Below are 13787 nucleotides of genomic sequence, written 5' to 3' on the forward strand. Positions count from 1 at the left end.
GTTCTTAACGAAAGTCGGTGCCTCCGTTGGAGCAGACCCACTCGGTGGGTGCGGGACCGATCTTTGGTGGGTGCGGACCGTTGGTCCGCACACCCCTGCAGCGTCACAGCCCTTTCCCTGTGGAAAGAAGCCTCATACCCCCCGCGCTACGCGCGAGAGTCGACTGACAGTCGACTCTACCGGGACAGCGCCATACCGGGACAGCGCCATACCGGGACAGCGCCATTACCGGGACAGCGCCATTCGCTGAGGCATCAAGGCCGCAGCAGCACCTTGCCGTTACGGCCCGAACCGGCGCCAGCCTTCGCTGCCTGGGCGATGTCGTCCAGTGCGAAGATCTGCTCCACCGGCAGGGTCAGTTCGCCGCTCCCCGCACGCATCAGCAGTTCGCCGACCAGCCGGCGCTTGTCCTCCACCGCCATCGCCTGGCTGACCTTGCTGCCCCAGAAACCCTTCACCATGGCTTCCTTGTAGATCAGGCCGCCGGCGGGAATGCGCATCGGTTCGCCGCTCATCACTCCGAACGACACCAGCGTGCCGTGGTGGCCGAGCAGGTCGACCAGGTCACCGCTGGCGTCGCCGCCGATGGAATCCACCGCGGCCGCGGCCTGTGCTTCGCCGGTCGCTTCACGCACGCGATCCTTCCAGCCGTCCACCGAGGTGTCGAATACATGATCGATGCCCAGCGCCTGCAACTGCGCGACTGCATCGGCATTGCGCACCAGGTTGGCCACAAGCACGCCACGCGCCCGCGCCAGCATCGCCAGCGACTTGCCCACCGCGCCGTTGGCGGTGTTCTGCACGATCCACTGGCCCGGCTCGACGTGCAGGAACTCCAGCAGCATCAGCGCGCTCAGCGGCATGGCAATCAGCTGCGCGGCCATTTCGTCCGGGATCGCCTCCGGCATCGGAATCACCATGCGTGCCGGCGCAATGAACGCTTCGGCCCAGGTGCCGTGCACCGAGGCAGCGGCCACCCGCTGGCCGACCTGCAGGCCGTCGACGCCATCGCCGAGTGCATCGATCACGCCCAGTGCTTCACTGCCACCGATCGCCGGCAGGGTCGGCTTGTAGCCGTACAGGCCGCGCACGGTCAGCAGATCGTGGTTGTGGATCGAGGCCAGCACGGTGCGGATGCGCACCTCGCCGGGGCCGGGCTCGGGCAGCGGCGCATCGGCAATGGCAAGGACGTCGGCCGGGTTGCCGAAGGAGGGGTACTGGGCAGCGCGCATGGGCGGTGTTCCGGGGAAAGTTGATGTTGTACCGAACTGGGGACGCAGGCGCTGTCGACAAGGCGCCGCAGGTGCAACACGGCATCCTGCGACTGATCGTCGCGACATGTATTGATTACCGCATCTTGTGTTGACGAGTTCGGATATCCCCACTATGTTGTGGCCGTCACTCCCGGTCAGCCGCCGCCGCCGGACATGCAGCAAACGTCCCGCGGCCCGCCCCTGAGGCTCGCCGTGTCGACGCGGCCGCCATCGTGCGGACGCAGGTCGCCCCCACGGCCCGGATACCGGCCGCAGGCGCAGGCAGATGCCGACGACCTACGTTCCCGTGCCCTGGCAATCCCACCCGTTCGCCCCGTGCGCCGGTATCGCGTTCAGGGCCGCCATGGCATCGACCGCCAACGCGCGCGCGAGCCTGGAGTTTCACCACCATGACCGACAGTACCTTCCGCGTGGCCGATCTGGCCGGCGCTGGCGACGCCTTGCGCGCCGGTGGCGAGCGCGTGCCGACCTGGATCACCAAGGAGGCCGGCAACCGCCGCCTGCCGTTCGAGGCCGAACGCCTGCAGCGCAGCATCGACGCCGTGCATGCCGAGTTCCCGCAGCTGGACGTGAGCGACTACCGCCGCGTGGTGCAGGCGATGGTCGAGCGCAAGCCCAGCCTCAGCGCCGATGACCTGGTCGATCTGCTGATCCGCGAGGCCGAGTCGCGGGTGGACCTGGTCGCACCCGAGTGGGAACAGGTTGCCGCGCGCATCTACCTGCGCCGCCTGTACAAGCGCGCCAGCCGCAACCGCTTCTACGATGTCGGCCTGAAGTACGGCTCCTACGTGGGCCTGCAGGAAAGCCTGGCCGACCGCGGCATCTACAGCAACGACATCCTGCGCTGCTACTCGAAGGAAGAATTGCAGCAGGCCGGCGAGATGATCGATCCGGAGCGCGATCGACTGTTCGCCTACAACGGCCTGTACCTGCTGGCCACGCGCTATCTGGCCAGCGATCGCAGCCGCGAGGTCTACGAGCTGCCGCAGGAGCGTTGGCTGACCATCGCGCTGTACCTCATGCAGGAAGAAAAACCGCGTGAGCGGCGCATGCAGCTGGTCGGCGAGGCGTATTGGGCGCTGTCCAACCTGTACATGACGGTCGCCACACCAACGTTGGCCAATGCCGGCAAGGTGGGTGGGCAACTGTCCAGTTGCTTCATCGACACGGTGGATGACAGCCTGCAGGGCATCTATGACTCCAACACCGATATCGCCCGTGTGTCCAAGCATGGCGGCGGCGTTGGCGCATACCTGGGCTATGTGCGCAGCAGCGGCGCGCCGATCCGTGGCGTGGCCAATTCCTCTGGCGGCGTGGTGCCGTGGATCAAGCAGCTCAACAACACCGCGGTGTCGGTCGATCAGCTTGGCCAGCGCAAGGGCGCGGTGGCGGTGTACCTGGACATCTGGCACCGCGACATCGAAGCGTTCATGGACCTGCGCCTCAACAACGGCGACCAGCGCCTGCGCGCGCACGATGTGTTCACCTCGGTGTGCGTGCCCGACCTGTTCATGGAGGCGGTGGAGCGCCGCGCCGACTGGTACCTGTTCGACCCGCACGAGGTGAAGCAGGCCAAGGGCTGGTACCTGCAGGACTTCTACGACGAGACGCGCGGCGCGGGCAGCTTCCGCGACCGCTACGCCGAACTGGTGGCCGACGAGCGCATCAGCCGCCGCACGGTGAAGGCCATCGATCTGTTCAAGCGGATCATGCTCAGCCAGCTGGAGACCGGCAACCCGTTCCTGTTCTACCGCGACGAGGTCAACCGCCGGAACCCGAACAAGCACGCGGGCATGATCTATTCCAGCAACCTGTGCACCGAGATCCTGCAGAACATGAGCCCGACGCGGATGATCCAGGAGATCGTCAGCGGCGACCAGATCGTCACCACACGCCGTGCCGGCGATTTCGTGGTCTGCAACCTGTCCTCGATCAACCTCGGCCGGGCGATCAGCGCACCGGATGACCTGCTGGCCACCGATGTGCTGGAGCGCTTGATCCCGATCCAGGTGCGCATGCTCGACAACGTGATCGACCTCAATGCGTTGCCGGTGCCGCAGGCCACGATCACCAATCGCAAGTATCGCGCCATCGGCCTGGGCACGTTCGGTTGGCACCACCTGCTGGCGCAGCAGGCAATCCAATGGGAATCACCGGATGCCGAGGCGTTGGCCGACCGGCTCTACGAACGCATCAATTTCCTGACCATCCAGGCCAGCGCGCAGCTGGCGAAGGAGAAGGGCAGCTACCCGATGTTCGCGGGTAGTGACTGGCACAACGGGCGTTACTTCCGTGACCGCGACTACAGTGGCGCCGCGTGGGACAGCCTGGCCCACGAAGTGGCCACGCACGGCCTGCGCAACGGCTGGCTGCTGGCGGTGGCGCCGAACATGAGTACCGCGCAGATTGCGGGCTCCACGGCCTCGATCGACCCGATCTACAGCGCGTTCTACTACGAGGAAAAGAAGGACTTCCGGCGGCCGGTGGCGGCGCCGGGCCTGTCGCTGGAGACCTGGCCGTACTACGAGAAGGGTGCCTACAAGGTCGACCAGTTCGCCAGCGTGCGCCAGAACGCGCGCCGCCAGCGCCATGTCGACCAGTCGATCAGCTTCAACCTGTACGTGCCCAGCACCATCCGCGCCAGCACGTTGCTGGAGCTGCACCTGAGCGCCTGGCGCGAGGGCCTGAAGACCACCTACTACGTGCGCTCCAACGACATCGACATCAGCGAATGCGAGTGGTGCTCCAGCTGATCAATGGTAGTGCCGGCCGCTGGCCGGCAACCCCGTGATCTTCGGTAGTGCCGGCCGCTGGCCGGCAACCCCGTGATCTTCGGTAGTGCCGGCCGCTGGCCGGCAATCCCGCGATCTTCGGTAGTGCCGGCCGCTGGCCGGCAACACGATAGAAAGAGAACGAAGGCAGAAAACCATGGCAACTCCCCTCGACCGCATCAAGATCCTCGAACCGCGCCATCCCAACCGCAGCACCGGCATCATCAACGGCCGCACCAGCGGCATCCTCAACTGGAACGACATCCCGTACCCGTCGTTCTATCGGGCCTACAAGGAGCTGTCCACCAACTTCTGGATTCCCGACGAGGTCGACATGAAGCTGGACGCGCGCCAGTACGGCGAGCTCAACGCGCGCGAGAAGAACGCCTACGACTCGATCATCGGCCTGCTCGCCACGCTCGACTCACCGCAGACCCGCTTCATCTACAACGTGGCCGAGTACATCACCGACCCGGCCGCGCACGCCAATGCGGCGATCATCGGGCAGCAGGAAGTGATCCACAACGAGAGCTACAGCTACGTGCTGGCCTCGATCACCGACCTGCCGAACCAGAACCGCATCTTCGAGATCGCCCGCACCCACCCGACCATCATCAAGCGCAATGCACCGATCATGGGGGCGTATGACGATTTCATGCGCGAGAAGACCGCCGAGACTCTGCTCAAGTCGTTGATCCAGTCCTCGATCCTGGAGGGCATCAATTTCTATTCCGGGTTCGCGTACTTCTACAACATGGTGCGGCAGAACCGCATGAACGGCACCGGCAAGATCATCAGCTTCATCAACCGCGACGAGCTGGCGCATACCAAATTCATCAGCGAGCTGATCCGCGCCATCATCGGCGAGAACCCGGAGTTGCAGACCAATGAACTGACCGCCTACGTACACCAATCGTTCGAGCATGCCATCGAGCTGGAGACGCAGTGGTCGTCGGAGGTGCTGGATGGCATCGACGGCATCGACGTGGACGAGATGGTGCGCTACGTGAAGTACCGCGCCAACAAGATGGCCGGCATGCTCGGCATCGAACGCCTGTACAGCGATACCACCGACAACGTGATGCCGTGGATCAAGGCCTACGCCGACAACTTCACCGAAACCAAGACCGACTTCTTCGAGATGCGCAATGCAAGTTACAAGAAGACCAACGTCGACAACGGCTTCGACGACCTGTGAGTCCGGCGCCGCGCTGAGCATCCTGGTGGTGGTCGCCTCGTTGAGCGGCAATACCCGCGAACTTGGCCGGCAGATTGCCGAGCGCTGCCGCGCTGCCGGTCATGCGGTTCACTGGCAGGACGCTGACGACCTGCGCCAGGCGCCGCCGCTGGCGGCCGACGAGGCCGACCTGGTGCTACTGGGCTGCTGGACCGACAACGCCGGCCGCACGCCGTCGGAGATGAAGGCATGGGTGGCCGGCATCGCCGAACGCGGCGAGCGGCCGCGGCAGCTGGCGGTGTTCGGCACCGGCGAAACGCAGTGGGGGCAGGAGTACTACTGCGGCGCCGTGCACCGCCTGATCCGCTACTTCCGCAGCGACTATCCGCCGCTGGAAATCGAACAGATGCCGCATGGGCAACGCCATGCGGGGGCCATCGAGGCCTGGACCGACGCGGTCCTGGCCCACTATTGGAGCAACACCGATGCAGATCATCGACGCCACCACGCCTGAGCAGTTCCAGCAGCTGCTGGCCGAGCACCCGCGGGTGCTGGTGGATTTCCACAAGGACCAGTGCCCGGGGTGCCGGATGCTGGAGATGTCGTTGCACCGGGTGGCCAACAGCGCGGCGGGGCAGGGAACGACCCTGCTGCGCGTGCAGCTGGAAGTGCTGGGTGAGGCGTTCTTCAGGGAGCTGGGGCTGCGGCAGACGCCGACGCTGTCGCTGTTCCGTGACGGTGACGAACGTACGCGCCTGGCCGGATTCCAGTCGCCGCAACAGATCGAGGCCGCGATCGCGTTGCATCTGTAGCGTGGAGATGGTGGGTCGGATCCCTTGCCAGAGGCAAGGGCTCTGACCCCGCATCGTGTAAAGGCATCCACGCATGGCGTGGATCTACTGGGTCCAACCCCTGGATCTGGCATCACCCGCCGCTGAAGGTATCCACCAGCAGCTTCACGTTCAATACCACGATCACCAGCGCGATCACCCAGGCGATCGCGCCCAGCCAGCGCGGGGCTACCAACGCGCCCATCGTCATCTTGTCGGTCACGATCCGCACCAGTGGGATGATCGCGAACGGCAGCTGCATCGACAGCACCACCTGGCTCAGCACCAGCAGCTTTACGGCGCCCTGGTCGCCGAACAGCATGATCACCACCACCACCGGAATGATTGCCAGTGCGCGCGTGATCAGCCGCCGCAGCCACGGCGGCAGGCGCAGGTGCAGGAAGCCTTCCATCACGATCTGGCCGGCCAGCGTGGCGGTCACTGTCGAATTCAGGCCCGACGCCAGCAGGGCCACCGCGAACAACGTCGCCGCCGCGCCCACCCCCAGCATCGGCGCCAGCAGCTGGTGGGCCTGTTCGATGTCTTCCACGTCGAAACGGCCATTGGCATGGAACACCGCCGCCGCCAGGATCAGGATGCTGGCGTTGATGAACAGTGCCAGGGTCAGCGCAAGGGTACTGTCGGTCACCGCCCAGCGCAGCGCGCTGCGACGGCCCTCATCGGTGCGCGGGTAGGCACGGGTCTGCACGATGGACGAATGCAGGTACAGGTTGTGCGGCATCACCGTGGCACCAATGATGCCGATCGCGATGTACAGCGCGTGCGGATCGGTCACTACCTGCGCGCGCGGAATGAAGCCGCCCAGCACGTCCATCACCGGCGGTGCGGCCAGCGCGATCTGCACCATGAAGCAGCCGAAGATCACCATCAGCAGCGCGATCACGAAGGCTTCCAGCGCACGGAAACCGCGGTTCATCAGCAGCAGCACCAGCAGCGTGTCCAGGGCGGTGATCACCGCGCCCCACAGCAGTGGCAGATCGAACAGCAGTTTCAGTGCGATCGCGGTGCCGATCACCTCGGCCAGGTCGCAGGCGATGATCGCCGCCTCGCACAGCGCCCACAGCGCCAGGTTAACCGGCTTGGGGTAACGCGCGCGGCAGGCCTGGGCCAGGTCCATGCCGGTGGCGATGCCCAGCCGCGCCGAAAGCGCCTGCAGGATCACCGCCATCAGGTTGGAGACGAGGATGACCGACAGCAGCAGGTAGCCGAAGCGTGAACCGCCGGCGAGGTCGGTGGCCCAGTTGCCGGGGTCCATGTAGCCGACCGAGATCATGTAGCCGGGGCCGAGGAAGGCCAGCAGGCGGAACCACCAATGGCCCTTGTCGGGCACCGCGACCGAGGCGTTGAGCGCACCCAGGCTGGCCGGAGTGGAGGCCGAAGGGTCACGGGGCGCCAGGGTGTTCATGGATTCGAATATAGCTCCGGCTATAGTCATTAGCAATGTGAAACAATCGTCTTTATCGCGTTACTGGTCCAGAATTCAGGTTCAACACCGGATCCCCCCGGAAGGACAGGCGCAGGCGTGGGCAAGACCGACGATTCGACATCGCTGAAAAGCACCCCCTTGATCGAGGCCGAGCGCCAGGTCGAGAGCTTCCGGCAAGTGCGCGAGGCGCACCGGATGGAGCTGGTGGAGGACTATGTCGAGCTGATCTCGGACCTGCTGGCCGACGGCGGCGAGGCCCGCCAGGTCGACATCGCCACCCGCCTGGGCGTGGCCCAGCCCACCGTGGCGAAGATGCTGCGGCGCCTGGCCCGCGATGGCTGGGTGGTGCAGCGGCCGTACCGCGGCGTGTTCCTGACCCCGGAAGGCGAGGCGCTGGCCCATGCCAGCCGCCAGCGTCATCAGACCGTGGAGCGTTTCCTGCTGGCGCTGGGCGTGGACGCGGATACCGCGCGGCGCGATGCCGAGGGCATCGAGCACCATGTGAGCGAGCAGACGCTGGCGTTGTTTGAAGCGTTCGTGCGCAAGGCCGAGGGCGGGGCGCTGTAACGGTAGCGCCGGGCCATGCCCGGCGGCATTTCGCGCGACCCTACAATCCAGGCGGGCAGCGTGCCTGTTCCTGCGCGCACGCCCGTTTCGTCCATTCCTTCAGCACTGGCTGCAGGCCGTCGTAGCGTCGCCCTTGCCAGCCATTGGCCAGCACCGTGCCGTCGGCATCGATCAGTACCAGATTCGGCGGTGCCAGCCCAGCCAACGCCTGCAGTGCCGGCATGCGCGCGGTGCGGCGCGGGTCCAGCACCGGCCACGGCATGTCCTGCGCGTGCATGTAGCGGCGCAGCGCGGCCTCGCTCTCATCCAGGCTGACGTACACCACTTCGGTATCGGCGCCGGCCTCGCGCAACGCGTCGCGCACGCTGCGCAAGGTGGGTACAAAGGCATGGCACGGTGCACACCAGTCGGCACCAAAGTACAGCGCCACCAGCTTCGGCGGCGGCGTCCATTGCATCGGCCGCAGCGTGCGCTGTTCCGGCCGCATCAGCGAGGCCGAAACCTGCGCATGCAGGTCCGTGGCCATTGCGGGTGCGCCCAGCAGCAGGGCGCTGACCAGCGACAACGTTCGCAGCAACTCAGAACGCATAGCGCAGGTTGACGTACCACGAGCGCGCGAAGCGCGGCCCGTAGACATAGTCGCTGTCACGCAGCGCGCCCACTTCCAGATCCTTCTGGCGCTGATCGAACACGTTCTTGACGCCAGCGGCTACCGACACTTCCTGCTGCGCCTGCGCGCCCAGATGCCGGTGCCAGCGCGCCCCGAGATCGGTGACCAGGAACGAGCGCGTACGGTGCAGCTCGCCCAGCCGGTTGTTCAGCACCGACATCGGCCCGGTATGGCGCAGCGCGACGAAGGTCTCCCACGGTTCGGCCGGCATCCAGCTCAGCTGGGCCAGGCCGGTCCAGCGTGGGGTCTTCAGGTAGTCGCGGCTTTCGATCACGGTGTCGCCACCATCGCCGGTGTCGTCGAAGATGCGCTGTGGTTCGCGGAAGCGCGAGCGGTACCACGAGGCACCGGCGGTCAGGCGCCACTGCGGAGACGGCTGCCAGCCGAGGTTGGTTTCCGCGCCCAGCACGTTTGAGCCGGAGGCGTTGTAGCGCAGCTGGCTCAATTGCCCGTCATCGCCACGCTGGATCTCACCCAATGCGAAGGTGTCGCGGATGCGTGCATAGGAGGCCGTGGCATCCCAGCTCCACACCGGATTGGCCGGGTCCGAGCGCCAGTCGAAGCCGAACAGGGTGGTCAACGCGCGCTCTTCCTTCAGGCCATCGGTATTGCGCACGCGCACCTGCTCGCCCCCCAGCGTGTCGACATGCACGTCCTCGACGAAGATCTCCGGAGCACGGAAGCCGGTAGCGATGCCGGCACGCCACTTCAGGTTGGGCGTGGCCTGCCAGGCCAGCGCGATGCGCGGCGAGAACACCGCGCTGTCCAGTTCCGAGCTCTTGTCCACGCGTGCACCCAACACCAGGTCGACGTTGTCGCGCAGGCTCCACTCGTCCTGGATGAAGGCGCCCAGGTTGTGGAAGGTCGCATCCTCCAGTACCGCAAGACGCTGGCCGTCACCGGTGCGGTTGTCGTCGCGCAGCGCCTCGTGCTTGTACTGCACGCCGAAGGCCAGCGCGTGCGCACCCAACCGCCAGTTCAACTGGCTGTCGATGTAGTGCAGCGGGTTGTGGGTGCGGCCGTACTGGCGCCACGAACGCGAGGCCGCGCTGCCGGCCACGTTCGGGTCCAGCTGCGACGGGTCATAGCCCGGCGCGGACGGATCGGTAACGACGTCGCCCAGACCGCCATAGAAGCTGTCGCGGTCAATGTCGGCGAAGGCGTAGGCCAGGCGGAAATCGACGTCGGCATTGATTTCCTGGTCCCACGATACGCTGCCGCGGCGGTATTTCGTATCCAGCGATTCGGCGATGTTGGCCAGGTATTCCGGCTGGTCCAAGCGGTTGCCGCCACGCCGGGTTTCATCGGTCACCTGCAGGTCCAGGCGCAGCCGCGTTCCCGGCGTCGGTGCGTACCAGGCCTGCAGCCCGCCGACCTTGAGGTTCTTGCGGGTGATTTCGGTGTAGCCGTCACCGTTGTAGTCGATGCCGCTGTTCCAGTTGCGCTGGGCAATCACCGACAGGCCGGCGTCTGCTTCCTTGGCCACCAGGTCCAGCCGCACATCGGCGTTCTTCTGCGGCGTGCCTTTCAGGACATCCACGCCGGCCTGCACATGGCCACCGCTGCGCGCCGGCAGCGGCGGAATCAGGTTGATCACACCGGCAACCGCACCCGGGCCGTACAGCGCCGAGCCACCGCCCTTGACCACTTCGATGCGGTCGACGAACCCGGCCGGGATCTGTTCCAGGCCGTACACGCTGCCCAGCGTGGACAGCAGCGGGATGCCATCGAACAGCAGCTGGTTGTAGGCACCGGGCAGGCCCAGCAGCTGTACTTCGCTGGTGTTGCAGTTCTGGCAGTTGCTTTCCACGCGCAGGCCGTTGATCAGCTCGGCGGCACGGGAGAAGTCGGTGGCCGCGCGCAACGCGATGTCTTCCTTGCGCAGCACTTCGGTGCGGATCGGGACATCGGACAGCAGGCGTTCGCTGCGGGTGGCGGTGCTGACTTTCACCTGCACGCGGTCCAGCTCGGTCGGCTTCGGTGTGGCGGCCAGTGCGGGCAGCGGCAGGGTCAGGGCGATGGCGGCGGCCAGGGGCAGCCGATGGAAGAGGGGTGTGGCAACGGGCATGAAGGCGTCGTCCTTGGGAGAGGAAAGGCGGCGAGGGCGACCTGGCTGACGCATATGAAAGCAGAGGGTTATAAATATAGCAACGGCTATATAAATAAGTCCGTGCAATCACGAAGCCGAAAGCGGGATCAGAACATCGCGGACGACGATGTTATAACATTACAAATAAGCGCCAGAACCCTGCCGGATGTCATTCCCGGCAGGGTGCGAGAGGAGTTGAGGAACGCCGCCCCAGGCCTGGGCCCGGGGCGGCGGTGGCCTTACCAGGCGGCGCGCAGGCCCACCTGGGCACCATGGTTGCGGTAGCCGCAGTCGCCGCGCTGCACACGCAGGTCACCCCACGCGCTCCAGCGCTGGCCCAGCTGCAGCTGGGCACCGGCCTGCACTTCGTAGCGGTTCTCCGGCGTTTTCGCGCTGAACGACTCACTGTTGAAGCGCATGGCCTCATCGCGCTGGCCACGCAGCCAGTTCGCCGCCAGGAACGGCTGCACGCGGTTGCCCTGCAGCGTGCTCTGGCCAAACAGGCGCAGGCCGAGGCGGCTGTTGAGGCCGCCGCCGCGACCGTCTTCGACCGTGGTGCCATTGTTTTCGACCAGGCTGTCGCCTTCGTAGTCGGTCCAGGTCAGCTGCGCCTGCGGCTGCAGGTACAGCGTGCTGGCCTCACTGCTGCGGATGGCCCAGGCATAACCGGCTTCCAACGATGCGCTGCGGGTCCTGGAGTCGTAAGTCTCACGGGCGATGCCTTCGCCCTGCACCTCGTTGTCGAAGCGCGCCGCCTGCAGCCAGCCGTCCACATACAGGCCGGCACTGCTCTGTGCATCCTGCACCCAGCCCAGGTAGACACCGGCCGACTTGCCCTTGACCTTGCCGCGGGTGCCATAACCGCTCAGCGTCGACACCGCCTGTGTGGTCGCATCGCCGGTGCCGAGCATCACCCCGACCTGGCCACGGCCATCGCCCCAGCGCCAGACATCGCTGCCCAGCTGCAGGGTGTTGATGTGGGTACGGGCATCGACCTGGCCGGCCACGTTGGCTTGCAGCTGGTCACGCCCGGCGCGCACCCAGGTGCCGATGCGGGCGCGGTCGAAGCCGGGCTCGCCGCGGTCATGGCGGCGCAGCTGGAACATCTGCACGGCCGCGGCCTGGTTGGCCAGGTACGCGCCCGGCTCCGGACGCAGCACGGGGACCGGATCGACCGGATCGGTGGGATCGACCGGGTCCACAGGGTCGACCGGATCCACCGGGTCCACCGGCGTGCACTCCGGCAGCGACGGATTGATATCGCACGGATTGCCGGTGTAGGCCGAGGTCAGGTACCAGTTGCCGTTGTTGGCGCCCGGAGTGCCCTTGCGCAGGAAATACTCGTACATGCCACCGATGGCGCGGCCCTGCAGTGCGAGGTGGCCATTGCTGGCACCGTCCACCTGCACCAGCGGAATGCCGTTGACGGTCTGTGCGCCAGCACCGGCAATGTTGTTGACGGTGACCTGGGTGGTGCCGCTGGTATCACCGGTCACGTGCATGCGCGAGCTTGCTGCGTCGTCGCCGGCCAGCACGGTGTTGAAGTGCAGGGTGCCGCCATTGCCGGTGTAGTTGCCGTTGACCGTCAGCTGCGGATAGGCCGCAGTGCCCGCTGCACCGAGGAAGATGCTGCTGCCTGCACCCAGGGTGAGGTTGCCGGTGTTGCTGTCGCCGGACAGCGTCCAGCGACCGCCCTGGTCGACGATGACGTCGGCTGGGCCGAGGATACGGCCGGTGAGGTCGAGGCCGTCAAGGAAGCGCAGCGTGCCGCTGGCGGTATCGGCAATGGTGATGTCGCCCTTGAGCGTGGAGGTGCGGGCGGTGAGGTCGAAGTGGGCGTTGTCGCGGGTAGAGATGATGACGCCGTTGCTCCCCACCAGAGTCGCATCATTCTGTATCAACAGCGTATCCGGGCGGGATACAGAAGGCAGATGAGCGCCGAACAGAATGGTGCTGCCGTTGCTTGCTTCGACGTGTGAACCATCAACCATCACGCCCCAGTCGGCGAGATTCTCTTCGATGGTTGGGCTCGAGATGATCAGGATTCCAGCTGTGGCTCCGTTGACCGTCGAGCCATTGCGCAGCGAAACGGAGCCCGCACCGACAGAGACCCCATACGTACCGCCGGAAATGGTCGAACCGTCTACATCAGCGTAGCCGCCGGCGAGCACCTGCAGTCCGATGCGTGTGGAAGTGAGCGAGCTGTCGATCAACGACACTCTGGGGTAGGGGCGTCCATTGCCATCGACAGCGCCTGATCGTGCCAAACCAAGGGCCGGGCCGGTTGTGGCGCTCAGCACCGAATTGCGGAAGACCGCTGTTGAGCTCCGTACGAAATTGCCTGTGGTTGACGTGAAGCCAGCACCATCTGCGTTGATGATTGTCTGGTGTGTGCCGCCTGCAGAGAACGAGTCCAGTGCGCCCATGCGGGCGCCCAGAACATTGGCGGTTCCTCCATGGACGGAGAGATTCTGTCCCTCGAAGGCACTTCCTGGGGTAATGGTGACGGTCTGGCCTGGGCCGACGTCGACAGCATTTGCGGTGCCCATGGCGGCGAGCATCAATGAGCTGGCTACGGCCAGACCCAACCGCGAACGGACAAACGTGGAAGGAAACTTCGGCGTGAACTGCATCATGCGCATGGGTGTTTCTCCTTGAAGCTCATTGGGGTGGGACCTGCATCCGCAGGGCCGGAAGGCGGCACTTTGCGGATCGGGTCTTGCCTGGGCCATGCAATTAATCTGAAGCGACTGCAGCGGCACGTGCCGGGTTCAAACCCCGTTCAATAACTCACCAAACTGAATGGAGTGCGCGGTCTGAATAATTCAGCGTGCGTGAGATCTCAGTGAATGGCGCGTGCAGGATGTCCAACCTGCGCATTCGCGAAACAGTTCTGTGATGGCGCCCACGGTTCACCGGCACGGCAGTGCCGTGTGGGAGGCTGGAGTCCAGGTGTGCGGGG

At 65.6% G+C, this 13787-nt stretch carries 10 protein-coding genes; 5 read left to right on the forward strand and 5 right to left on the reverse strand.

The genetic code is table 11. From position 1 onward, the window contains the following. Positions 1 to 254: 254 nt before the first annotated feature. Positions 255 to 1232: a zinc-binding dehydrogenase gene (locus tag AC5P6S_RS17295; protein WP_262206114.1), complete on the reverse strand. Its 978-nt coding sequence runs from the start codon at positions 1230 to 1232 to the stop codon at positions 255 to 257. 431 nt (positions 1233 to 1663) lie between these two features. Between AC5P6S_RS17295 and AC5P6S_RS17300 the strand changes: the two genes are divergently transcribed. From AC5P6S_RS17300 to AC5P6S_RS17315, 4 genes are all read left to right on the forward strand, one after another. Continuing rightward, positions 1664 to 4027 carry a ribonucleoside-diphosphate reductase subunit alpha gene (locus AC5P6S_RS17300; RefSeq protein WP_262206115.1) on the forward strand — a complete coding sequence of 788 codons (2364 nt, stop codon included), beginning with the start codon at positions 1664 to 1666 and terminating at the stop codon, positions 4025 to 4027. A 175-nt stretch (positions 4028 to 4202) separates the two neighbouring features. Further along, positions 4203 to 5243, forward strand: coding sequence for a ribonucleotide-diphosphate reductase subunit beta (locus AC5P6S_RS17305; RefSeq protein WP_024957408.1), 1041 nt, complete (start codon positions 4203 to 4205; stop codon positions 5241 to 5243). Between the two features lie 25 nt (positions 5244 to 5268). Then, on the forward strand, positions 5269 to 5736 hold the full coding sequence (locus AC5P6S_RS17310) for a flavodoxin (protein ID WP_080334823.1): 468 nt from the start codon (positions 5269 to 5271) through the stop codon (positions 5734 to 5736). Further along, positions 5708 to 6034 (forward strand): thioredoxin family protein, encoded by a 327-nt coding sequence (locus AC5P6S_RS17315; protein WP_043035264.1) that lies wholly within the window; start codon positions 5708 to 5710, stop codon positions 6032 to 6034. The genes AC5P6S_RS17310 and AC5P6S_RS17315 overlap by 29 nt, the downstream gene beginning before the upstream one ends. 112 nt (positions 6035 to 6146) lie before the next feature. On the opposite strand, the gene AC5P6S_RS17320 is transcribed toward AC5P6S_RS17315, so the two are convergent. Further along, positions 6147 to 7478 (reverse strand): Nramp family divalent metal transporter, encoded by a 1332-nt coding sequence (locus tag AC5P6S_RS17320; protein ID WP_012480522.1) that lies wholly within the window; start codon positions 7476 to 7478, stop codon positions 6147 to 6149. A gap of 117 nt (positions 7479 to 7595) precedes the next feature. Between AC5P6S_RS17320 and mntR the strand changes: the two genes are divergently transcribed. Further along, positions 7596 to 8066: a manganese-binding transcriptional regulator MntR gene (gene mntR, locus AC5P6S_RS17325; protein WP_005409965.1), complete on the forward strand. Its 471-nt coding sequence runs from the start codon at positions 7596 to 7598 to the stop codon at positions 8064 to 8066. A 40-nt stretch (positions 8067 to 8106) separates the two neighbouring features. On the opposite strand, the gene AC5P6S_RS17330 is transcribed toward mntR, so the two are convergent. The 3 genes from AC5P6S_RS17330 to AC5P6S_RS17340 all read right to left on the reverse strand — a co-directional run bounded on the left by AC5P6S_RS17330 (position 8107) and on the right by AC5P6S_RS17340 (position 13044). Further along, complete coding sequence (locus AC5P6S_RS17330; RefSeq protein WP_032965900.1) at positions 8107 to 8655, reverse strand: thioredoxin-like domain-containing protein; 549 nt, start codon at positions 8653 to 8655, stop codon at positions 8107 to 8109. Further along, positions 8645 to 10804 (reverse strand): TonB-dependent receptor plug domain-containing protein, encoded by a 2160-nt coding sequence (locus AC5P6S_RS17335; RefSeq protein ID WP_065183534.1) that lies wholly within the window; start codon positions 10802 to 10804, stop codon positions 8645 to 8647. The genes AC5P6S_RS17330 and AC5P6S_RS17335 overlap by 11 nt, the downstream gene beginning before the upstream one ends. Positions 10805 to 11064: 260 nt before the next feature. Continuing rightward, entirely contained in the window at positions 11065 to 13044 is a 1980-nt protein-coding gene (locus AC5P6S_RS17340) for an autotransporter family protein (RefSeq protein WP_495204684.1), read from the reverse strand. Between the last annotated feature and the right edge of the window lie 743 nt (positions 13045 to 13787).

This window comes from Stenotrophomonas sp. YJH_SMC_119 (genome assembly GCF_059368315.1).